Here is a 23,544-nt window from a genome sequence, read left to right on the forward strand (position 1 = left end):
ATATATTGCTCTCAAACCACTCTCTGCGATAATTGCGCTGGCCTCAGCGGGCAAGCCTCCACCTGAAGCCCTGTGCCCCGTCCTCGATGATGATTCCCATCTCCCTCAACCTATCCCGAATTCTGTCGGAGGTGGTGTAGTCCTTCCTAGACCGCGCCTCCTGCCTGATTTCCTGAAGGAGGCGCACGAGGGGCTCGAGGAGCTCCTGCTCGGAGCCCCTCCTCTCCAGAATTCCAAGGACACTCCCGAGCTCCATGAACGCAGATATCAGCGCCTTCCTGTCACCGCCGCTCAACCCGCCCGCCCGGAGCCTCTGGTTTGAGAAGCTCGCGAGCTCGAAGAGTGCGGCCACCGCTTCCCTTGTGTTGAAGTCCTCGTCCATTCCTCTAATGAAGCGTTCCCTTACGGTTCGAATGAAAGCCTCGACCTCCTTAGACGCCTCGGCCACCTCATCTACTACCGGCGCTTGCCTGAGAGCCTCGACCGCCCCTCTGAGCCTCTCCATTGCCGCCCTCGCCTCCTCCAGAAGGCTGTCCGCGAAGTCGATCTGGCTCCGGTAGTGCGTGCTCACTAGAAAGAAGCGCAGCGTCTCAGGGTCGAACCTTTCGAGAATCTCCCGGATGGTGAAGAAGTTGCCAAGCGACTTCGACATCTTCTCCTTGTTTACATTGATGAAGCCGTTGTGGAGCCAGTACCTGCAGAATGGCCTCCCCGTGTGGGCCTCGGACTGCATTGCCTCCGACTCATGGTGGGGGAAGATTAGATCCATTCCGCCGCCGTGGATATCGAGCGTGGGGCCGAGATAGAGGGTAGACATAGTGGAGCACTCGATGTGCCAGCCCGGTCTGCCCCTCCCCCACGGGCTCTCCCATCCGGGCTCGCCGGGCTTCGACTTCTTCCACAGGGCGAAGTCCATCGGGTGCCGCTTCCTCTCGTCTGGCTCCACCCTAGCCCCGACGAGCATATCCTGAATTCTCTGGTGCGAGAGCCGGCCGAATGTATCGAGCTTCTTTTCAACGCTGAAGTAGACATCCCCATCCACAACATATGCATAGCCTCTCTCCACGAGATCCTTCACAACCTCAACAATCTCGGGGATGTGCTCCGTCACCTTCGGGTGAATGTTGGCTCTGCGGACGTTGAGCCTGTCCATGTCCTCGAAATAGGCGCGGATGAAGAAGCTGGAGATTTCCCCCGGCTCCACACCTCTCTCCCTGGCCCTCTGAAGAATCTTGTCGTCGAGGTCGGTGAAGTTCTGGATATATATCACCGTATAGCCTTTGTACTCCAGGTACCTTCTTATTGTATCGAAGGCAACGTAGGACCTAGCGTGTCCAATATGGCAGTAGTCGTAGACCGTGGGGCCGCACACGTACATATGCACCCGGTTGCCATGGACTGGCCTGAACTCCTCCAGCTCTCCGGTTGCGGTGTTGTGGACCCTGAGGACCATCACTACCGCCCGTGGGAAGGGTTTCGGAGTTAATAACTGTTGAGGGCCCCCTATAGGGACCGTTCGCTGCAAGCTGAGCCTGGAATTCCCGCTCCGGCTACTTCCTGTGCACCGGGCAGCGCTTCCCCGCGCGGCAGAGGGGACACTTTTCTGGCGGGACGTCTCCTATTTTCCTGACCATGTGGCCGTACTTGCGCCTCGGCATCGCTCCGGCAATGGGTCGGACCACGATAAATCTGGCGGTGCATACTGAAAAGATAAGGGCTCAGACGCCCAGCCCGAGGAGCGCCACTGCCGCGACGTTATTCACAGCGTGAGCGATGATTGATGGCACAATTCCGTATCTCCTGAAGAGAAGTCCGAGCCAGAGACCCGCCACGAAAAGAGGCAGGAGGCTGGGAAGCGAGAGATGCGCCGCCGCGAACATAAGCGAGCTGAGCAGGAGGCCCTGAGCCGGCCCCGCCCTCTTCTGGATCGCGGGGAGGGCGTAGCCCCTGAAAAAGAACTCCTCGGCGGGCGGCGCCACCGCCGCAACCGCGATTAGCAGGAGGGCCAGGCCGCCGGCGTCTGAGGGAACTCTGAAGAGGGTCTCCTCGAGCGCTATCCCCGCCAGTCTCTCCATGGCGTATCCCATCACAAGCGAGGCCCCGAGCATCCCGAGTCCGGATAGAACGCCGACGGCGATGGGCAGGGCTCCCAGCCCCTCCCTCGTCAGCCCGATTTCTTGGAGCGTAAGGTGGCGGGGCCTGAACACCGCAACATAGGTCAGGCCCACGAGTAGAACATCCTGCACGAGGGTTGTGAGGAGCAGTATCTGAGGCGTGAGGACAGCCCTCATAACGCCCTCGGGGTCATCTAAGGGGACGTCCGCCAGAGCAACTAGTAGTATGGGCGTCAGGGCGAAATTGGCCAGAGCGATGGCTGCGACGAACACCGCCAGCACCCGGTGGCGCGCGTAGGGGCTCCACGGCCTGACGGGCGTGTAGACAGGGTGCATCGGCGGAGAGTAGTAGTACTGGAGAGACTGGGAGGCATAAGGGGGAGGGGGGCAGAGATGAATCGGAGTCGAGGGAGGGGACGCGGGGGCCATGGGAGCTGGAGCGAGCGAGGGGGTCGGGGGCGCAGTTGGTGGGCCGAGTGGGGGTAGAGCGGGGGACGGGCTACTTGTAGTGTCAGGTGTCTCGGATGCCGAATGAGGTGCGGGCATGTTGCCTTGTGGGAGTTGCGGCGGGGTGGGCGAATATTCAGGCGCCTGGGGCTCGGAAGCTGGTGGATGTGGGGAAGCGGGCAGAGGAGTGGGGGGACATGGGCTATGTTGTGTATAGGAAACACATGGATACGGAACATACCCTGGATAATAGTAGTATGAAATCGGCCTCGGCCTTACAACGAGCCAGATAATCACACCAATCAGTCCTGTGACGGACGCGAGCCCGAGCCAGCTAACCGCGTCCAAGCCCAGCCTCGAGGCGTCGTAATAAACCGAGATGGCTATGAGAATGCGCCATATACAGAAGGCCGTGAGGGCTGTGGATATCAGAAGGTAGTTCGGGTCCAAGGCCATCACATACCACGGCCGGGCGCCGGGGCTGGTAGAAAATGGAGGGGGGCGCAAAAAGCTTTTTCTATCACCCCTCCATTTATTTATTAATTGACGCAACGCATCAGACCTCAGGGCATCCGGAGCGTAGCTGCGGCGCTCCTCGCGCTGGCATTTCTGAACCACTCCTTGGTTTCAGTGCCCGCGCCAGCAGCTCCCTCTTCCGTGAGAATTCTCTGGGCCTTAGAGACACCGGGGCAGCTCATCGGCACGCCGGCCCTCGGCGATGTAGACGGAGACGGCATCATGGAGGTGGTTGTGGCCGATGCCACAGCAGGAGTGCTTGTTGTGGAGGCCAGCGGCTCTCTGAGATGGGCATTCACCCTGCCCTCCCCGCCCTGCACCGGCCCACTGCTCGCAGACCTTGATGGTGGGAGGGGACTCGAGATTGTTCTAGTCTCGAAGGGTGGTGAGGTTCACGCCCTCTCCGGAGACCGCCGGCTGGTCTGGAGCTTCAGCGCTGATACCAACATTATCGCACCTCCAGCCGCGGCCGACCTCGACCGCGACGGTCTCGTCGAAATTATTGCGGGAACGGAGGATGGGAGGGTTATTGCGCTGAACTCTTGCGGGAGACTCGTCTGGAGTTTCGCCACAGGAGAGCCCCTGCTCGCTCCACCGTTGGTTTTCGACCCGCAGATGGTTGGCCGGCTCGCGGTCGCGATAGGCACGGGCGCGGGGAAGGTAATGGCCATTTCAGGCGCGGGGCACCTCCTCTGGTGTCACACCCTGCCCTCTCCGGTTCTATCGCCTCTCGCGGCCGGCGACATGAACATGGATGGCCTCCCGGAGATCGCAGCGGCTTGCAGCGACGGGACAATCCATCTCTTAGGCCAAGATTGTCGGCGCTTCTGGAGTGCCTCGGTGGGGTCTAGCGGGGCGTCATCCCTCGCGGTCGCCGATGTCGATTCTGACGGAAAAGTTGAGCTTCTTGCGCTCTCCTCCGGTGGCGGGCTGACCTGTTTGGCCCCCTCTGGCGCGCTCAAGTGGGCCGTTTGGACGGAAGGGCCCGTTGGCCCCCTAGCTCTCTACTCGACTGGAGACGAGCGAAGGGTTGTGATCGCCTCCGGGGATGGCCGAGTTCGGGTGTTCAATGGGGTCGGTAAGGAGCTCTGGAGCGCCAACGTGCCCGCCCTCAACGGGACCTCATGTGTTATTGCCGATATAGGTGGCGCCGGTGAGGGCCGGGTCTATCTCGCCGGGGATGACAGAACGCTCTACTGCCTGAGGTCAGGAGAGCCCGCCGCCCTTGGCTGGCCCCAGCTCCAGCACGACCCCCGCAGGAGTGGAAACCTGCTCGCCGCGCCCTCGGGAGCCCTTCCAGGCTCTCCCCTGTGGAGTTCTCAGCTCGGCTCCGCCCCCCTCTCAACCCCGGAGGTCGCCGATCTGCGCGGCACCGGTGGCCGGGAAATTGTGGTGCTCAGTGGAAACGGCAGGCTTTATGCCCTCTCGGCCGCCACGGGTCTCGAACATTGGTCCCGAGAGCTCGCCCCTGGCATCGGAGAGCCCCCTGCTCCCCTCGTTGCGGATGTCAACGCTGACGCAGCGCTTGAGGTTGTGGCTTCAGCCCTAGACGGTTCTCTCACCGCAGCGAGGGGAGCCGATGGCGAGGTTCTGTGGACCCGGGACCTGGGTGCCCGCGCCCCCTCCCCCTCGTCCGCAAATTTCGACGAGGACGCGGAGCTGGAGGTTGTTCTCGGTACGAGTGGCGGCGAGCTCCTAGTCCTATCCGGGGGCAACGGGAGCCTTGAGCGAATAATCCCCGCTGGAGCGAGGGTGGAGTCGGCCGCGGCCGTCGGCGACCTCGATGGAGATGGAAGGCCCGACATCGCGCTCCCCACCCAAAGTGGCGTGGTGGCCATCAGCGGAGGCGTCTCGGCCCTCTGGGTCTGGTCGCGACCCGGCACATCCGCCACCCCTCCGGCCCTAGGTGACCTCAGCGGGGACGGATTACTCGATGTCGTCTTTGGCACGGAGGACGGCCGCCTCGTTGCCCTCAGCGGGCCGGATGGCCTGGAGCTCTGGAGCTGGAAGCTTGGCTCCCCTATCCGTGCCGCGCCGGTGTTGGTTGATGTCCCGGGAGGGGCCCCGTGGGACGTTGTCGCCGTCACGTCCAGTGGTGCGGTCGGGGCATTCTCCGGAGACACGGGCCGACCTCTATGGACAGTGGACGCGGACGTTCTCACATCCCCAGCGGCCGCGGATATGGACGGGAACGGCCTTCCAGAGCTTTTTCTTGGAGCGAATTCCGGTGTCCTTGCGCTGAGCTCCACGGGAAAGCCCCTCTGGCTATTCAGAGCTCCAGGAGGGGTCTCCGGGACTCCCGCCATCTCAGACCTCGATTGCGACGGCTCTCTCGAGCTTATAGTCCCCGCCCGGGATGGCGTCCTGTACTGCGTGTGCGCTGGCGGCCAGTGCGGGCCGGGAGAGGAGCCATGGCCGTCGTTCCGGCATGACATGAGAAGAACCGGCAACCCCTACTCCACCGGCGGGGGCTTTTTACCAGATCTCTCAGTTTCCCCCTCGGGCATCCGGACCCCTGAACTCCTCCCGACTGAGGGGAGCGCGATGGGAATAAACGTGACCGTCAGAAACACGGGCGCGATGGCCGCCGGCCCCTTCGATGTGGCGCTTTACATCGATGGCACCCTCTTGGGCAGAGTACACCGTGAGGAGGGACTCGCCCCTGCGACGAGCTCTATATTCTCATTCAGCTGGCTGCCGGAGGGGGGTGACTACGTTTTGAGGGCGGTGGCGGACGAGAGCAACGAGGTTCTGGAGGCGAGCGAGGCAAACAACGCCGCGAGCATAGAACTCCGGGTAAACTTCAGGCCCATCGCCCGCGCCGGCCCCGACGTTCGTGTCAACGCGGGAGGGGTTGTGGTTTTCGATGGGAGCGCATCGAGCGACCCCGATGGGGTAATTGTGGATTTCAACTGGTCCTTCGGGGACGGGAGCTTCTCCTGCGGCGAGAGACCGACCCATCGTTATCTGGAGGCGGGTTTGTTCGTTGTGACCCTCAAGGTGACAGACGATTGCGGCGCGGTGGGGGTCGACGAGCTTTCCGTCACCGTGAATGCTCCGCCCCGAATTCTACGCTGGTGGCCGGAGGGCGATGTGGTGATGTCCGAGAGCTCGCAGTGCGAGTTCAGAATCGAGGCCTTCGACCCCGACGGGGACCCTCTGGAGACGGGCTGGACACTCGACGGCGAGAGGGCGGGGGAGGGGAATTCATTCACATATCTGCCCAGCTATTCCTCCGCCGGCCGCCACCTCCTCACCGCCGAGGTGAGCGATGGCACGGGAGCGGACAGCCACACCTGGTCGATAAATGTAATCGACTCGGACGGTCCGATAATCTCATGGTATCCGCCCGAAAAAAGGCTAAGCGCCAACACGGGCCAGCTCCTCGAATTCTCAGTGATTCTGAGGTCCCCGGATCCCCGGGTGAGGTGGCTTCTCGATGGCCTGGCCGTCGCGGGCGCTTCTGGCCTTTCACTCAGGGTGCTCGCCGGAGCCCTCTCGGCGGGGCTCCATACAGTAACGGTGGAGGTGAACGACGGCGGCCATATGGACGCGAGGGAGTGGGAGCTGAGGGTCTTCCGCTTCGACTGGCCTCCTGAGTTCTGCCTGGTCGAACCAGGAGAGGATACGCTGATTTTGCCATCAGGAGGAAGGCAGATATTCACGGCATTGGTGCGCGACAGGGATAGCGCGGAGGTCAGGCTTCAGTGGTATCTCAACGGAGCCGCGATCATCGGTGAGACCTCGATGGAGTATATATTTGCGCATCGAGGGGCTCCGGGTCTGTTTAATGTAACGGTCGTGGCCAGCGATGGGGAGAGGAGCGCGACACACAGTTGGTCCGTGAGGGTCAACCGGGTCCCGACAGCGCTTGTGTCAACGGCGAAAAGGATAGCGCTCACTGGAGAGGCCGTTGGGCTGGACGCTTCCGGTTCCTTCGACCCGGACGGGGAGGTGGTTAAGTACAGCTGGCACTTCGGAGACGGATACTCTTGCACCACAGCTTCTCCGTCGATTCGTCACGTCTATGCGAGACCGGGGGTATATATAGTGGAACTCACGGTGACGGACGACCTTGGCTTTTACTCAACCGCGAGGGTAACGGTGGTGGTGCTTCCGGAAAGTGGGAGCGGTGGAGTTCCGGGCGTGGGCGCAGCGCTCGCTGCGCTGGCCATGCTCATCGCGGGGACTGTGCGGAGGTCAAGATTCTTTACCTTGCCCCCCTTCTGGTCCAGCAGGTGGCACTCAGGCCCTCGCCCCCCAATGGACTCACAACCACAGCGTTAAATACCACCTCTGGCATACAAAGGCACATGGGCGCCAGATGGGCTCTCACGCTCGCCCTGGGGCTCGCGTGCTTCGGTATTTTCTTTCCGGTAGCAAGAGGCGCAAACCAGCCCCCGTATTTCACAAGCACCCCTCCGACAACGGCCCATGTAGGACAGGACTATATCTACGATGCCAACGCCACTGACCCAGACAACGACCCTATTACCTATTATATCACTTATAAAATAGACAATATGAATATAACGCCGGATACAGGCGTATTCACCTGGACACCTACAAAAACGGGGACTCAGATAATAACTATATACGCAACGGACGGAATCACCACGGCAACCCCCCAGACATTCACCGTTGAGGTCGGCCCACCCCAAAACAGGGCGCCTGAGTTCATGGGGTCTCCCGTGCTCACAGCGACAGTTGGAGAGCTCTACACCTGTGACATCGACGCCGTGGACCCCGACGGTGGGAGGGTGTTTTTCTCGCTCGATATTGCCCCGAGGGGGATGACGATAGACCAGCTCACAGGCGTGATATCCTGGGTCCCCGGTGAGGAGTTCGCCAACAGGACGGAGTTCGTCTCTGTAATTGTCCGAGACGAGACGGGGCTCAGCAACACCACCGGCTTCTCAATCGAGGTGAGGAGGTACATCCCGCCGGTGAACCACCCGCCTGTCTTCACTGGCAGCGATGTCCTGAACGCGACGGTCGGCCAGCTTTACTACTACGACATCAACTACACTGACCAAGACAACGACACCCTGACCTACACCCTCGAGCTCGGCCCGCCCGGAATGCTCATCAACTCGACCACCGGCGTCCTGACATGGGTCCCCGACAGACTCGATGAGGGCACGACCGTGCAGGTCAGGGTCAGGGTCTCAGACGGGAAGGACAGCGACACCCACGTCTTCACGATTGTTGTTAAAAAAAGAACCATCTATTACAACGAGGACCCGGCCCGGGCCTCGCCCTCTCCAGAGATGATGTGCTTTTTCATACCGGCTCTAGCATTTCTCGTCATGGTGGTGGCGTACCTCGTGGCCACAAGACGCAGATAGCGAGTGTTTTTCTGACCATATCCCTTCTCGGCACGGGTTCCCGGAATTCGTAGCTGGGGTCGATGGGCGGCTCATATGGCTCATCGGGGCGTGACAGGCCTAGCTGCCTAGGTTGGTAACGGATGAGAAATTGCATATAATCGCAAAACGATTACTGGGTCGTGCCAGAGACACAGAGAGATGGTGACGGTACGAAAATTGACTCCCGGAACCAGCTCGCTTTCGGGGCGCTCATCTGTGCCTTCCATGCAACGGTCATGGGCCTCCTACCAGATACAATTGTACCCCCGATATTCAGGACAAGTTCCTGGATGTTCTTCTCAGTCCTGACCCTTCTCTGCCTGTACCTCGGCCTGCCCCACATGTGGCCCTACAGCCTCTGGCTGGCCGGAGTATATGGATCATCGGCGCTCGGGGTGCTGCTTCTCGCTGGCAGGGGGGACAGGCTCCTCAGCTCAAGGGTGGTTGCAGCCATAATAGGCCTCCTCCTCGAACTCGCGGCCCTAACGCTCATCTACAACATCCTTCTGAGGGTTAGGACAATGAGATCCGTTCTTGGGACAAAGTCGCCGCTCGGAATCTGGATGCTCGCTACCATCCTCTTTTTCGTCTTCTCGAACACGGCCGCCGCGGGCTGGCTAGTCTGGAGCGCCGAAGACGGCAGCGTGGGTTTTCTAGTTTATACCGCCTCTGAGGCTATGCTAGCGGTTTTGCTGGTTTATATCTGCTGGGCCCCGGAGGAGTTGGTATGGTCCGCGCCGAGACCGACCGACATTACCGTTGCTGAGGCCGCTGGACCAGCTCTGATAAGGAAGCTCGTCGGGCCGAGGGAGGTCGTGGTGAGGAACTGCCCCTCCTGCGGGGCACCTCTAAAGAGCATGACGCTCCGGTGCCCTTCGTGCGGGGTATCCGCTGGCGCGGGCTGGTGTGCGGCCCACGAGAGCTTTCTCGCCCCCTGCCCCTCGTGTGGCTCCCCAACGCTCTCATCCGAGCTGCGGTGCATCAAATGTGGGGCGCCCTTTCCGGGCCTGAAGTGCCCATCCTGCGGGCGCGCCTCGTCCATACGGGAGTGGAGGAGAGCGACGGCCTGAGCCGCACCTCCAGGAATCCGCGGTTTTCTCTGCTGCGCAGGAGAACGAGGGAGGCCGCGCGCTGCCTGCTACCTTGTGGCAATTTGAATCTCCGGACTAGGAAATATATTATTAATCGAACATTAATTCCGCCCCATCAGGCAGGGACGGAAAATGGGTATAACGGACTCGAGCACAGGTGAGGAGAGGAGCTACTCCATCGACGAGCTGAAGAAAATCGCGCACAGGATGAGGCAGGACATAATCCTCTGCACGACCTCTGCCGGCTCCGGGCACCCCGGAGGCTCACTCTCGGCCGCGGACTTCCTCACAGCGCTCTACTTCAGGGTCGCTCGCCACGACCCATCGAACCCAAGGTGGCCCGGTCGGGACAGGATATTCTTCTCCAAAGCCCACATCACGCCAGCAATTTACTCGATAATGGCCCTCTCGGGCTACTTTCCCGAGGAGAAGCTCGTCACATTCAGGAGACTCGGCTCCCCTCTCCAGGGCCATCCAAACTGGCTCGAGCTCCCGGGCATCGAGATGTCGGGGGGCAGCCTGGGGCAGGGATTCAGCATTGCTGTCGGCTGCGCCCTGAATGCCAAGATATACGGCGAGGGCTACAGGGTCTATGTGGTCATGGGCGACGGTGAGCAGCAGGAGGGTTCGATATGGGAAGCAGCGGAGGCGGGCGCCCACTACTGCCTAGACAATCTGACAGCGATAGTGGACAAGAACGGACTCCAGATAGATGGAAGGGTTTGCGACGTAATGAATATCGACCCCCTCGCCGACCGCTATAGGGCCTTCGGCTGGAATGTCATCGAGGCCGACGGGCACGACATGGAGGCCGTCGTGAAGGCACTGGAGCGGGCCCGCGAGACGAAGGGCAAGCCGACCTGCGTGATTTTCACGACGGTGAAGGGCAAGGGCGTAAGCTTCATGGAGAACAGGCCTGAGTGGCACGGGAAGGCCCCGAAGCTCGAGGAGGGTTTGAAGGCGCTCAAAGAGCTCGGCGCGGACCCGGCCTGGGTTGATAGGATGCTCAGGCTCGGGAACGAGGAGGCTGACAGGATAGCCGCGCAGTACGGGAGCAAGATTCCGAGGGAGAAGAGGCCGTACTGGTGGAACTCCCAGGAAATCATGAAGGTGGAGATGAGGCCAACGAGAATGGGCTTCGGGGACGCGCTGGAGAAGGTGGGGGAGGACCCTAGGGTCGTGGCTTTCGGAGCCGACATATCTGACTCGATTTGTATCAGCCAGTTCTACAAGCCTCGCCATCCGGAAAGGAAGAATAGGTGGGTCAGCGTAGGAATCGCAGAGCAGAACATGACCACCATGGCGGCGGGGATGGCGAAGGAGGGAAAAATACCCGTGATCGGCTCCTACGGCGTCTTTGCGACGGGGCGCAACTGGGACCAGCTTAGGACCACCGTCTGCTACGGCAATCTTAACGTGAAGATTGCGGTCGCGCACGGCGGTGTTTCTGTGGGACCCGACGGAGCCACGCACCAGTCGCTCGAGGACATAACCATCACATCCATTCTGCCCAACATGCACGTTACCGTTCCCGCGGACTCCATCGAGACGGCGAAGGCGACAGAGCATATAATCCTCAAGGTCAAAGGCCCCTGCTGCGTGAGGTTTGCGAGGGAGGCGACACCAATAGTTACCAAGCCGGAGACGCCCTTTGTCTTCGGGACCGCAAACGTGATTCGGTTCAGAAAGGAAGCGGAGAAGTTCGTTGATGCCTTTGAGACAATCCCGGCGGACAGATATGCCAGCGAGAATGAGGACGCAACGATCATAGCCTGCGGACCGGAGGTCCCTGAGGCGATGCGCGCCGCTTACATTCTCAAAAAGGAGAAGGGTCTGGAGGTCAGGGTCCTGAACGTCCACACGATTAAGCCGCTCGACACCGCGGCGATATGCAGGGCCGCGGCCGAGACCGGCCTCCTGGTCACGGCCGAGGAGCACCAGAGGGGCGGCTTCGGGAACATCGTCGCGGGCGCGCTAGCGACTTCCGACACATTGTATCGCCGCTCCTATTTTATGAGAATGATCGGTGTCCCGGACGTATTCGGTGAATCGGGCCAGCCCTGGGAGCTGATCTGGAAGTACGGTCTGGCCGCGGAGCACATAGCGGAGAAGGTCCTAGAGCTGGTGGAACTCAGGAAGAGGGCCGAGAAAGAATCATCGGCTTGGAGCTCGGTCGTCTGCTGAGGCCCGAATTCCAACTATATACCAGATTTATATCCCTCCACAAACGTATACACCTGCGACTTGGAGGAGAAGGGATTGGCGCTGCCGGATGCGAAGAGCGTGGAGCTCTATCTCAAGAGCTACATAGAGAGCTACATGGAGGGAGCCAGCTCCCGGAAGGTGGAGGAGGCAGCGGTACCCCCCTTCGTAAAAGGCTATCCTTTCCACGTCAGAGCCTCGATTCTGCCAAACGGTTCCGTGGTTGCTCTTTTCTATTTCAACTCGAGGGAGATCAGAATCGAGGTCGGGAAGGAGAGCTTTGAGGCCGTCAGGGCCAGACTCCAGAAGCGGGAGCACTCCCACATGCTCGGCCTTCCGCCTCTCAAGGCCTTCACGGAAGAGGATGGCCGGCGGGACGCGGAAATCGCCCTCTCGAGCGACCTCCGCCTGGGTGCCTACAGAGCCGGCCTAGAGACGGTCCGGAGCAGCCTGGAGAGCGTGGTCAGCGAGATTCGAGACATCGCCCGGACGAATCCATGGCTGGAGAGGCAGCTGCTGGGCGTTGTGGACAAGTTAAGCACGACCAGGGAGCCCCTGGAGAAGCTCAGGGAAGAGCTGAGGAGGATGGAGGAGGAAGAGAGGTACTCGGACCACGAGTTCCTCCTCACAGAGCTCCAGAAGTACAGGACGACCGGCGAGGCTCCAATGGCCGAGGTGACAGAAAAGACATTAGAGAAGTACCTGACGGCCTACATAGCTGCCTACCGGGACACGATAAAGCCCGACTACCCCGAGGCAGCCCGTCCAGCATTTTATAGGGGACACCCACACCATGTCCGGGCTTTCATTTTGCCCAACGGCGCGGTTGCGGTCACGTTCAAGTACAACTCCCCGCAGCCAAAAATCGAGGTGAGCAGGGCCTCCCCCGACCTCGTCGCGGACCTCCTCAAGAGCAGGGAGCACCACAACTTCATAGGCCTCCCCCCGCTGAGGAGCTACAGGAAGGAAGACGCAACCTACGACGCAAAGCTGGCGGTCAAGAGGGACATGAAGATCGCCCTCCTCAGGGCATTACTCGAGGCCACCAGAGCTCAGACAGGGGAGGAGGAGAAAAACCTCCTGGAGATTTCAAAGACCAACCCTTGGCTCGAGAAGCAGCTCACCCAGACCGCGGCGAGGCTCTCGGGCGTGAAGGAGCTCCTGGCGACCTTAGCCGACGAGCTCGAGAAGAGCGAGAGCGGGAGGAGGTACGGGGAGCACGAGCAACTGCTCGATGTTCTGCGCAGATACCGCTCCCCGGAGGAGCTCGCCGCCGTCGCGGAGGAAGCGGCGGGGGAGACCCCCCAACCCGCCGGAATTCCAATATACGACCCGACGGCAGGTGCGGGTGCGGTGCCAATATACCGGCCCGGCGGCGCGACGGAGCGCCCGAGCGAGGCGGGGGTGGGTGCCCCCACACAGGTCCGGTACGAGATGGCCCCAGAGGACAGGCAAGCTCTTGACATGATAAAGGCGACCCTTTACAACATCGACGTGAAGCTAGACGACTTCGAGAGGCGACTCAACTACATGGATAAGTATATCGAGGGTGTGCAGAAGCAGCAGCTGGAAAAGTTCAATGCCCAGGAGGAGATTCTGAGGTACGAGGCCCGAAGGGCAAAGTACGCGGGCATCGGAATCTCCGCCACGGCGCTCGTGCTTCTCCTGATATTCCTTCTGGATTCATGGTTGAGAATTCTTGACCCACTTCGGAGGCTGATTTTCGGGGGCTGAAATCCACCTGCGAACATTATATAATCCTCCAGCCCTATTCGATGGCGCAGGTGACCCGGTGGGCAAGCTCGAGACGGCCTATAAGGAGGAGCTCAGAATCCCGGCGAGGACTTGGTTCGCCTACACTTTCATCCTGACCCTTGTTGCCATTCTCTTTGAGGCGGCCGCGGTGCTCGCCTTCCCCTCGTTCTTCGAGTCGCCTCTCATCCTCGTCCCATTCCTCTCACTGGCCGTTCTGGTTTTTGCGGTGATGTTCTTCTACCCCTTGATGAGGTGGGAGAGGCGCGGGTCGGAGATAGACCGCGACATGCACCTCTTCATCACGCGTCTGGGCGTGCTCGCTGCCTCCGAGTCGGCCCGGAAGGAGATGTTCGACATTCTGTCGAAGATGAGGGAGTATCGCTCCCTGGCGGTCGAGATTAACAAAATATATGTTATGGTTGACAAGTGGAACGTGAGCCTGGAGCGCGCCTGCCGCTTCGTGGCCCAGACGACGCCCAGCGACCTGCTGGCGGACTTCCTAAACAGACTCGCGCACGCGGTTGAGGGGGGAGAGCCTGCAGAGCAATTCTTCCAAACGGAGCAGACCGTCGTGATGAACGCCTACGCCCTGAAGTACCAGGGTGCGATGACGATTGTCGAGTGGATGAAGGAGATATTCGTTTCCATCGTCGTGGCGACTCTCTTCGTTCTCGTGTTCGCTACACTAGCACCTTTTCTCATCCCGGGCGAGGACCCAAATCTCTGGCTAGCCGGCGCGATCGCGGTTTTTCTCGTGGTCGAGGTCATTTTCCTGCTCATTCTGAGCGTGGTCGTGCCCGGGGAGAACATCTGGCACAATATGCCTATCGTCACTCCGGTCCACGTCATGATTCGCAAGAGCCTATACGCCTCATTTTTCCTAAGCATCGGATTCACAATCATCGTGCTCCTCATACCCCCTTCAAAGCCAAGTGGCCTCCTCTTATTCGTCTCGTGCATTACCTGCCTCGTCATGCTGACTGTCAGCGATTTCGCCTATCCCGAGAGGCACATCGTGATTGTTGAGGGTTTAGGGATAGCGGCCACACTGGCAATCGTCTTTTTCGTCATCGTCGCCCTCACAGGAACGGTCTATATCCCCCTCGCCATCGCATTCATCCTTTCTCCCTGGGTGGTCCCGGGGCACTATGTCAACATGGAGGAGGAGAAGATAAAGCGCCGGGACGAGAATTTCGCCGCATTCCTTCGCTCGCTCGGCGCCGCCGTGGCCGCCACCAGCAAGGACATCACCGTGCCCCTTTCGAGGCTCCGGAGGCACGACTTCGGCCCCTTGACGAAGAACGTCGACGACCTCTACAAGAGGCTCTCCCTCAGAATCCTCAGGCACAAGGCCTGGGAGTACTACAGCGCCGAGACCCTCTCCGAGCTGATATCGAAATTCACGGAGATGTATATCGAGGGTGTCAGGCAGGGCGGAAACCCGAAGAAGGTGAGCCAGCTCATCAGCGACAACTTCCTGAAAATCGTGGGCCTGAGAAAAATGAGGTACGTCTCGGCCTCTACGCTGACGGGCCTTCTCTATGGCCTGAGCGCAGTCATATCGATGGTGCTTTACCTGACCCTCGTGATTCTCAGGAATTTCGACGAGCTCGCGGTGGGCATCACCGAGACCCTGAGCCGGGGTGGGACGATGGGCGGGCTCGATGTCAGGAGCCTGATGATTCTGAACGCGGGCGTCTTCAACTTCGACGCCCTCAGTCTCATCGCCATTCTGTTCGTAACGGCCCACGCGTCGGTCTCGGCCGTGATGACAAGAATCATCAGTGGCGGCCACAGGGCCGGCGCCCTCTGGCATCTGGTCTTCATTGTATGGCTCGCGGCTGTGGTGGGCGTGGCTGTGATCGAGAGCGCAAGATTCCTCCTGCCGGTAATACCCGGTATCTAAGGGCGAGGCAGCCGCGGATATCTCATCGGAAGGCACGACGTTCCCTCGCCCCCTTGGCGCAGAGCTTAGCCACGTTCGCGTCCAGCGGGACGCCCGCGGCCCTCGCGACGGGAGCGCACTTTGACCTCATCAGATGGATGATAGGCCCGTGCCCAGTTCCGGAGAAGGACTCGAAGTTCGCCATACCCTTGCTAATAATCAAATCCGCGCTCCGCAGGGCTCGCCTGAGCGCGCGCGGGGCTCTCTCAAAGTCAATCCCCACAGCGAAGCACCCGGTGTCGAGCACCTCGTCGGCCTCATTCCTGAGCCCGAGCTGTTCGACATCCTCGAGGGTTGCGTCGGTGAGAATCGGTTCCCCTTTGACGACTAGGGACACCCAACACCCCAGGGAGCGCAGCGAGCGGAGCACGAGTGTGTCCAGCACTATCTCGCCGCAATTATCGGCGAAGTAGAGCACCCTAGCGCCCCTCCGCAGGTACCGGCGCGCTCTCGGGAGGTCATTGACCGCAAGCCCTTGGGCAATGATTTTTTTGAACATCGGCAGGAGGTCCTCCGGCCCCTTCACATCAGAGCGGATGCCGAAGTCGAGGATGTTGCCGGCGATGGAGCACAGGGCGGAGGTTTCGAGGGTATCCGCGGATTGTGAGACCAAGCGCCGGGCGTGGGGGAGGAGACCCAGAACTATTTCGTTGCTCTTCCTCTTGACCTCCCGGTAGGGGTCCCTCGACCCCAGCACCCTGTAGACCTCCCTATGGACCTCGGTGGCCAGACGAGCGGATACCCTGTCTGGCCTGTACCTTGTCGAGAAGACCCGGCAGGCCGCCAGGATGGCGGCCGGCACCTTGGATGGGCTCACAAGCTCCGCTTCGTATATCACCCTGCGCATCAAGCAGGGGACGCACTCAGGCGCCACCCTCACGTGGCGGGGAATGGTTTAAGCCGTAGAAAATCGTTTAGGTAGGCGTGAGATTTAAAGCGGCGTTAGCATTGGTTCTCATCGTCGTGCTTCCCTTCCACCTGCCATGCGCGGGCGAGGCACGCGCGCCATCGGTCAGCATCGAGTGGCCAGGCCAGAACGACGTTGTCGCGGGCGAGGTCAATGTCTCCGGCTCGGCCTCGCCCGGGACGGTGCTCGTGGAGCTAAGGGTCGATGGAGCCTCTTGGGCCCCCGCGAACGGGACAGAGGCCTGGGTGTTCGCCCTCGACACCACCACGCTCCCTGATGGCGCTCACACGATTCAATGCAGGGCGTTCGACGGAGCAGGCTACTCCCCCACACTCTCCGTCGAGTTCACTGTGAACAACACCCCACCGCACGCGCTCGAGCTCACCCTCACACTCTCCCCCGAGCATGTCAGCACTAACGACACCTTCACGGCCTCCGGCAGAGCCCGCCTCGACACGGGCGTCGCAGCTGGAGGAGAATATGTCGAGCTAAGCATCGGGGGAGCGATGTGCAGCACCAGAACGGACAGGAGGGGCTACTACTCTGCCACCATCCAGGCGCCCGGAGAGCCGGGGAGATATATGGTGAAGGCAAGAATGATTCTGGGGAACCTGAGCGCCAGCGCCCAAGACGAGCTCGAGGTTGCGATGCCCAACCCTCCAGACCTCTCCATCGTCCCCGCCGACATCTTCTTCTCCCCTCCACAGCCCTCCGCGGGGCGGGAGGTGTTGATCAGCGCTATAGTGCGGAACCTCGGCGCTGGGAGCGCAAGCGCCACGGTGGAGTTCAGCTCCCCGAGTCACGTGTCCGAGAGCGTAAGGATATCGGTCAAAGTTAGCTGGAACGCAACGGTGAGCTGGTCCCTTCCCGCCGGCACCCATGCCATCACCGTCCGTCTTCTCGACATCAGCCCCTGGGACGCGGACTCCACCAACAACGAAGCATCGACATCGCTCAGGGTATATGCCAGACCGGACCTAGTGGTCGAGGCACTGGTCTTCTCGAACTCAAGACCCTACAATGGAACGGTGATATCCATTCAAGCGCGTGTGAGGAATATCGGAGAGAGGGAGGCCCGGGGCACGGTCAGCTTCTACGACGGCAACCCCCTCTCGGCCTCGCTGCTTGGACGCGTGGTCGTGACGGTGCCCGCCAATTCAACAAGAATTGCGGTGGTGCACTGGGAGGCCGCTCTGGGAGAGCACGAAGTGCACGCGCTCGTGCACGACGTTGACCCTGAGGAGGCGACAGAGTCAAATAACCACCTCAGTAGAGCGCTCGAGGTCTGGCCGAGGCCTTCCCCAGAGCCGGAGCAGCCGGCCCCCGGCCCCGGCCCGCTCCTCGCACTAGTTGCGCTGTTCATTGCTATTATCATCTCGCGTGGTAGAGCGGCGTAATGGCCTCCCCACCGGAACCTTTTTTTCACAACACGCCCTTGTTGCCGGAGAGATGGAGCTTGGGGGCCTTTCCTGGAATGAGAGGTTGACTCTTTACGGTCTGGTGCGCCATCCGGAGCTCAGTGACCGCCTTCTATCCAGAGTGCTGGGCCTTAAAAGCCCGACGCTCACGGCCGCGCGCCGCAAGCTGAGGAGCGAGGGTTGGTATAGGGTCGTGAGGGTCCCCATACTAGGTCGGCTGGGCGGGGAGCTGCTCTGCGTGGCGCGAGCTAGGTTAAACATTTGCAAACCCAGGGAGGCTTTGCTAAGGGCCATGAAGGGCCCCCTCGCGGAGATCGGGAGCGTTTTCTTTGCCATCGCCGACCGCCTGAACCTCATCTGCCTCTCGATGTGCACCAATTTCACCCAAGCTTGGAGCGATTCGGAGAGGCTCCACTCTCTCCTGACTGAGAGAGGTGCCCTAGCCCCAGGCTCCGCAGGAAGGCCTGCAACGATTCTGCCCCTCAGCCACATGAGCCTTGTCCGCTTCCTAGATTTCGCGTCCACAGCCCATTACTCGCTCGGAATTCAGGGCCCGCCGCCGGAGCCGGCGTCACCCACCGACGCGGGGAAGGACGGGCCGGTCCACCTGAGCCGGGTTGAGAGGGCGGTCTACTGTGGTCTGGTCAAATTCCCGGAGCTATCGGACAGAGCCCTAGCGAAGAAAGTGGGCGTCGCCAGACAGTCCGTAAGCAGAATTCGGAGGAGGCTGGGGAAGGCAGGCCTGCTCCTAACGGTGGCGGTCCCGGACATCAGGAGGCTTGGACCGGAGATTCTCGCCTTGTGGGAATTAGAGTTCAGACCGGCCACATCCGTGGGCGAGCGGGCAAAGGCGATCGAGGGGGCATTGAGGGCCTTTCCGGCCTTTCTCCATCTCATCAGCGGAAGAGAGGGCGTGGTAATGGGGCTGGTTAAGGACTTCTCAGCCCTCCAGAGAATCTACACGGAATTCCTGAAAATCCACCTAGACAAGGGATATTTTACAGAGGAACCCCGCCTCACGCCGCTCTCTATCCGGGAGCTGAGCGTCGTTAAGGACTTTACTTTCGCCCCGATTGTGGAGTGGGCGGTTGGAGCGGAGGACTGATATGGGTGAGAGTAATCTACCGAGACCCAAAGGGACTGAAGCTGAAGCTCTTCATAGACAACCTCGACGACCTATGGCACCTCTACAACATCATTGAGCGTGGTGACCGTGTCGGCGCGATGAGCGCCCGGAGGGAGGAGACGGGCCGGGACCGAATTCGGCAGGAGAGAGGCGAGAAGAGGAGGATGTGGCTCGAAGTCGAGGCACAGGACATAGAATTCAGCGAATTCTCTGACAGGCTGAGGGTAGGGGGACCGATAAGAGAGGGGCCGGACGACGTTGGGGGCCACCACACCCTCAATCTCGAGAAGGGGATGGAGGTCTCGATAACCAAGGAGGACTGGAAGGATCACCAGATTCAGCTCATCAAAGAGGCGGTGGAGGCAACGGCCAGACCATTGCTCACTTTCATCTCCATCGACGACGAGGAGGCGACGCTGGCCACCCTTCACCACCATGGCGTCAAGTGGGTGGCTACGGTCCATTCCCGTCTCCCGGGGAAGGACCAAGGGGGCCGGGAGCGCGCCAAGGAGGAATACTTCGGTGACGTTCTGGCGACGCTTGCGCAGGTCAAGAAGGAGGGGCCAGTCGTCATCTGCGGCCCCGGCTTCACAAGGGACGAGTTCGTGAGGTGGGGCAAGGAGAGAAGGCCCGAGCTCTTCGAGGGCTGCACCGTTGAGGGAACCAGCCAGGCCGGGATGCCCGGCATATACGAGATGATGAAGCGGGACATTGTGTCGAGGGTGATCGCGGCAACCCGCGTGGCGCAGGAGACCGCCGCCGTCGAGCAGCTCCTCACCGAGGTGGCGAGGGACGGTCCCGCGACGTACGGTCTCAAAGAGGTCGAGACGGCGCTTGAGGCGGGGGCGGTTCTCAGGCTTCTAGTCACCGACGAGCTGATGAGGAGTGGCCGGGCCGACAGACTCTTTGAGCTGGCGAAGCGCACAGGAGCCGAATACATGGTGGTCTCCACCGCACACGATTCGGGCAGGAAGCTGGCCAGCCTGGGAGGAGCAGGAGCTCTGCTAAGATATAGGATCCCTTCGTAAAATGGCCTCATAAAATATTTAAAGGACCGGCCGGTTTCCCTCACCGATAAATATGTCGAGGACACTTGCGGAGGTCCGGGAGCTCAAGGAGGGCCGCTACATCATCATAGACGAAGAGCCCTGCAAGATTCTCAGCATCACAACATCCAAACCGGGGAAACATGGCGAGGCCAAGGCCCGGATAGACGCAATCGGCCTCTTCGACGGGAAAACGAGATCCGTCGTCTACCCAGTCAAGCACAAGGTCGGTGTGCCGATAATTGACAAGAGGAGCGCTCAGGTGCTGGCGATTCAGGGGGACATCGTCCAGCTCATGGACATGACCACCTACGAGCAGTTCGAGCTCCCCCTCGACCCGGAGCTCAAGGGGTCGATAAAGGAGGGGCAAGAGGTCATGTACGTTGTTGCGCTCGAAAAGCGTAAGATAATGAGGCTCTGAGGAGACCATGGGGGCCCGCCCCACCGTATTCGCCGATGCCAGAGCCGCCCGGAAAGGCGCCGGGTTCGTGATTCTGGGAGTGCCATACGACACCACCTCCTCCTTCAGGCCGGGAGCAAGGTTCGCACCCAATGCTATTCGAGAGGCCTCCTGGAACTTCGAGACCTATCTGCCCGAGCTCGGTGTGGACCTCACCGACATTCAGATTCACGACGCTGGCAACTTGGAGGAGGTCGGCCCGCCGGAGGAGCTCGTGGAGGAGGTCCGGAGGGCGACGGAGGGAATTCTCGATGGCGGCTCCTTTCCCGTCCTCCTGGGCGGGGAGCACTCCCTGACCCCGGGCGCTGTGGGAGCGATGAAGGAGAAAGTGGACATCGGTGTCATCGTCCTGGACGCCCACATGGACTTCAGGAATGAGTACCTGAGGCTCAGGCACAGCCACGCCTGCGCCACGAGGCGGTGTAGCGAGCTCGTTGGGCCGGAGGCCGTGGTGCCCATAGGGGTCCGGTCTGTTTCCCGGGAGGAGATGGAGGATATAAACGGGAGGTATAGGGGCAGGTTCAAGTATATAGGCGCGGAGGAGGTTAGGCGCGGCGGCATCGGACCCGCTGTAAGGAAGGCCCTCCGTTGGGTGGGGCGGAGGAGCATCTACCTGAGTCTTGACATGGACGCACTAGACCCTGCCTACGCCCCAGCCACAGGCACCCCGGAGCCCTTTGGTTTGACTCCGTGGGACGTCAGGGACGCCATAAGACTTCTGGCGCCCAGGCTCGTCGGCTTCGACATCGTCGAGATCTCGCCCGGCTACGACACGGGCAATACTGCCGCTCTTGGAGCGAGACTGGTACGTGAACTCATGGCGGCGGTGCACGGGGCGAGAGAGGGGAGATAGGCTCATCCGAGCCATCTAGAGAGGGGTCGCTTCCATCTTTTTCTTCAGATGGGTGGACAAGACGGGAGGCTCTCCATGTCCCGATGCTCAGGCTTAATACTCGGGACCGGAATCCGGTCATCATGACGATTGTTGCGATCTCAATCGGGGGCTCCGTCCTGTTCCCGGAGAATCCCGACCCCGCCTTTATAAAAGAACTCGCATCCCTCCTCTTGAGGAAAGCGAGGAGGCACAGACTACTCGTCGTGGTCGGGGGCGGGGAGCAGGCGCGCAGATACATCGGCCTGTGCAGGGCCCTAGGCGCGGACGAGACCTTCCTTGACGAGGTGGGCATAAGGGTCACCCGTTTGAACGCCAGCGTCCTTCTGGCGGCGGTTCGCAAAAGAGCCTACCCGAAGGTCGCGGAGGACCTGGACGAGGCTGTGGCGGCCTCCCACAGGCACCCAATCGTAGTTATGGGGGGGACGCATCCCGGCCACACCACCGATGCCGTGACAGTCTTCGCTGCGGAGAAGGCCGGAGCGGAGCGAATAGTCATCACCACCAATGTGGCCGGTGTCTACACCTCCAACCCGCACAGGGACCCGCGGGCCAAGCTCCTCCGGCGCCTCACACCTTCCAGGCTTATAGAAATAGTCGGGGGGATGGCCCATGAGGCCGGCTCGAAGGGCGTCGTGGATCCGCTGGGGGCTCGGCTGATTGCCCGCTCTGGTATAACGACTTGCGTGCTCGATGGCAGGGACCTGAAGAGCCTGAGCGCAGCCATCGAGGGCAGGAGGTTCAGGGGGAGTGTTATCCGGTTCTAAAAGCTCTCGCCCCCCGGCGTGCGAGGGTCTGGTGGTGGCCCGGTGCGGCTCAGAGGAGGTTTTTGGCGATCTCGGTGGTCTCCCTCTCGCAATAGTGGCACTTGAGCCTGAGGGGGCTCTTGGACACCACTGAGAATCTGCTCTTCACAGGCTCCCTCGGGGCGTTGGAGATGCATCCCGGGTTCTCGCACCTCACCAAACCGACCACCTCTTGGGGCGGCTCGACGTGGTACTTCTCGACCACATTGTAGTTCCTGATGATGTTTATCGTCGCGTCAGGCGCGATGAGCGCGATTTTGTCCACTTGGGACTTGTCGAGCTCCCGGTCCTCTACCTTGACAATGTCCTTGAACTTTACCTTGTGGCTCGGAACGTGCATAAGGACGCTGACCGTTGAGCGCACGCCCGTCTCGGATATCCCGATGATTCTGAGAACATGGAGGGCCATACCGGGCGTGATGTGGTCTATCACTGTTCCGTTTTTTATAGGCGTGACCTTGACTTCCCTCATTACCCCTACACCTCTTCTTTGCCAAGAATCATCGACAGAAGGGCCATCCTGACAGGAACGCCGTAGAAGGCCTGCTTGAAGTACCTAGCGTGGGGACCGTTGTCCACCTCCGGTGCTATCTCCGCGAGCCTTGGCAGGGGGTGGAGCACGATCAGGCTCTTTTTGGCGTTGGCGAGGAGGCTGTTGTCTATCCTGTAGGCGTTCTCGACCTTTCTGTACTCCTCTGGGTCGGGGAAACGCTCCCGCTGAATGCGGGTAACATAGAGAACGTCCGCGCCGGAAATCACGCTCTCTAGCGAGTCGGACTGGTTGAACCGCGCGCCCATCTGGCGCAGCTGGGACACGATTTCGGGGGGCATCTGGAGTGAGGGTGGAGCGACGCAGGTCACGCTCGCTCCAAAGAGCGAGAGGGCGTAGGAGAGGGAATGGACGGTTCTGCCGTACTTGAGATCCCCGACTAGTACCACATTGTTCTCGGCGATATCTCCCTTCTCCATTTTAATCGTGAAAAGATCCAGAAGGGTCTGGGTCGGGTGCTGGCCCGCACCATCCCCAGCGTTTATGACAGGCTTCGAGGAGAAATCGGCGGCGAGCCTTGCGGCTCCCTCGTGTGGATGCCTGAGGACTATAACATCGGCATACGACTCGGCCATCCTGACCGTGTCGGCGAGCGTTTCTCCCTTTGCAACGGAGGCACCTGAAACCTCGGCAAAGCCGATGACGGATCCCCCGAGCCTGAGCATGGCGCTCTCGAATGAGAGCCTGGTCCTCGTGCTCGGCTCATAAAAAAGGGTGGCGAGAATCTTGCCTTCTAGCGCCCTGCTCCCCCTCTCGCCGCGCGCCACAGGTAGGGCTTTCTCGGCGCGCTCCAGGATGGCGATGATCTCCTCTTTGGTGAGGTCCCTGATGGACACAATATCTCTTCCAGAGAGGTCCAACTCCTTTCCTCCTTCTAGAGCAACATACTCCATGAATTTA

The 23,544-nt window shown here is 60.7% G+C and carries 18 protein-coding genes; 12 read left to right on the plus strand and 6 right to left on the minus strand.

Annotated elements, in window-relative coordinates; translation table 11 throughout:
• Positions 1-43: 43 nt before the first annotated feature.
• From cysS to QW379_03125, 3 genes are all read right to left on the minus strand, one after another.
• On the minus strand, positions 44-1,453 hold the full coding sequence (gene cysS, locus QW379_03115; protein ID MEM2869396.1) for a cysteine--tRNA ligase: 1,410 nt from the start codon (positions 1,451-1,453) through the stop codon (positions 44-46).
• 97 nt (positions 1,454-1,550) lie between these two features.
• Complete coding sequence (locus QW379_03120; GenBank protein MEM2869397.1) at positions 1,551-1,682, minus strand: hypothetical protein; 132 nt, start codon at positions 1,680-1,682, stop codon at positions 1,551-1,553.
• 36 nt (positions 1,683-1,718) lie between these two features.
• A complete protein-coding gene (locus tag QW379_03125; GenBank protein MEM2869398.1) occupies positions 1,719-2,660 on the minus strand; it encodes a CPBP family intramembrane glutamic endopeptidase in 942 nt (313 codons plus the stop codon).
• A gap of 444 nt (positions 2,661-3,104) precedes the next feature.
• On the opposite strand from QW379_03125, the gene QW379_03130 reads away from it, so the two are divergent.
• The 6 genes from QW379_03130 to QW379_03155 all read left to right on the plus strand — a co-directional run bounded on the left by QW379_03130 (position 3,105) and on the right by QW379_03155 (position 15,400).
• Positions 3,105-7,364 carry a PKD domain-containing protein gene (locus QW379_03130; protein ID MEM2869399.1) on the plus strand — a complete coding sequence of 1,420 codons (4,260 nt, stop codon included), beginning with the start codon at positions 3,105-3,107 and terminating at the stop codon, positions 7,362-7,364.
• 26 nt (positions 7,365-7,390) lie between these two features.
• Complete coding sequence (locus QW379_03135) at positions 7,391-8,425, plus strand: putative Ig domain-containing protein (protein ID MEM2869400.1); 1,035 nt, start codon at positions 7,391-7,393, stop codon at positions 8,423-8,425.
• Positions 8,426-8,586: 161 nt separating this feature from the next.
• The gene (locus QW379_03140) at positions 8,587-9,516 is read left to right on the plus strand and encodes a hypothetical protein (GenBank protein ID MEM2869401.1); all 930 of its coding nucleotides are present in this window, start codon (positions 8,587-8,589) and stop codon (positions 9,514-9,516) included.
• A gap of 153 nt (positions 9,517-9,669) precedes the next feature.
• On the plus strand, positions 9,670-11,721 hold the full coding sequence (locus QW379_03145) for a transketolase (GenBank protein MEM2869402.1): 2,052 nt from the start codon (positions 9,670-9,672) through the stop codon (positions 11,719-11,721).
• Between the two features lie 60 nt (positions 11,722-11,781).
• Positions 11,782-13,473, plus strand: a complete 1,692-nt coding sequence (locus tag QW379_03150; protein ID MEM2869403.1) for a hypothetical protein — start codon at positions 11,782-11,784, stop codon at positions 13,471-13,473.
• Positions 13,474-13,531: 58 nt separating this feature from the next.
• Positions 13,532-15,400 (plus strand): type II secretion system F family protein, encoded by a 1,869-nt coding sequence (locus QW379_03155; GenBank protein MEM2869404.1) that lies wholly within the window; start codon positions 13,532-13,534, stop codon positions 15,398-15,400.
• Positions 15,401-15,422: 22 nt separating this feature from the next.
• On the opposite strand, the gene QW379_03160 is transcribed toward QW379_03155, so the two are convergent.
• Positions 15,423-16,319: an ARMT1-like domain-containing protein gene (locus tag QW379_03160; GenBank protein ID MEM2869405.1), complete on the minus strand. Its 897-nt coding sequence runs from the start codon at positions 16,317-16,319 to the stop codon at positions 15,423-15,425.
• A 44-nt stretch (positions 16,320-16,363) separates the two neighbouring features.
• Between QW379_03160 and QW379_03165 the strand changes: the two genes are divergently transcribed.
• The 6 genes from QW379_03165 (at position 16,364) to pyrH (ending at position 22,055) form a co-directional block, all read left to right on the plus strand.
• Positions 16,364-17,743 carry an Ig-like domain-containing protein gene (locus QW379_03165; protein ID MEM2869406.1) on the plus strand — a complete coding sequence of 460 codons (1,380 nt, stop codon included), beginning with the start codon at positions 16,364-16,366 and terminating at the stop codon, positions 17,741-17,743.
• A 52-nt stretch (positions 17,744-17,795) separates the two neighbouring features.
• Entirely contained in the window at positions 17,796-18,869 is a 1,074-nt protein-coding gene (locus QW379_03170; GenBank protein ID MEM2869407.1) for an Lrp/AsnC family transcriptional regulator, read from the plus strand.
• Positions 18,870-18,874: 5 nt separating this feature from the next.
• Positions 18,875-19,918, plus strand: coding sequence for an mRNA surveillance protein pelota (locus QW379_03175; GenBank protein MEM2869408.1), 1,044 nt, complete (start codon positions 18,875-18,877; stop codon positions 19,916-19,918).
• Between the two features lie 52 nt (positions 19,919-19,970).
• On the plus strand, positions 19,971-20,357 hold the full coding sequence (locus QW379_03180; protein ID MEM2869409.1) for a translation initiation factor IF-5A: 387 nt from the start codon (positions 19,971-19,973) through the stop codon (positions 20,355-20,357).
• A gap of 7 nt (positions 20,358-20,364) precedes the next feature.
• Positions 20,365-21,249: an agmatinase gene (gene speB / locus QW379_03185; GenBank protein ID MEM2869410.1), complete on the plus strand. Its 885-nt coding sequence runs from the start codon at positions 20,365-20,367 to the stop codon at positions 21,247-21,249.
• A 122-nt stretch (positions 21,250-21,371) separates the two neighbouring features.
• Complete coding sequence (pyrH, locus tag QW379_03190) at positions 21,372-22,055, plus strand: UMP kinase (GenBank protein ID MEM2869411.1); 684 nt, start codon at positions 21,372-21,374, stop codon at positions 22,053-22,055.
• 49 nt (positions 22,056-22,104) lie between these two features.
• Here pyrH and pyrI read toward each other — a convergent pair whose 3' ends face one another.
• Together pyrI and pyrB are read right to left on the minus strand one after the other, a co-directional pair.
• Complete coding sequence (gene pyrI / locus QW379_03195) at positions 22,105-22,566, minus strand: aspartate carbamoyltransferase regulatory subunit (GenBank protein MEM2869412.1); 462 nt, start codon at positions 22,564-22,566, stop codon at positions 22,105-22,107.
• 5 nt (positions 22,567-22,571) lie between these two features.
• Positions 22,572-23,537 carry an aspartate carbamoyltransferase gene (gene pyrB / locus QW379_03200; GenBank protein ID MEM2869413.1) on the minus strand — a complete coding sequence of 322 codons (966 nt, stop codon included), beginning with the start codon at positions 23,535-23,537 and terminating at the stop codon, positions 22,572-22,574.
• Positions 23,538-23,544 lie beyond the last annotated feature (7 nt).

This window comes from Thermoplasmata archaeon (assembly GCA_038851035.1).
In the GTDB taxonomy this organism is placed as follows: domain Archaea; phylum Thermoplasmatota; class DTKX01; order VGTL01; family VGTL01; genus JAWCLH01.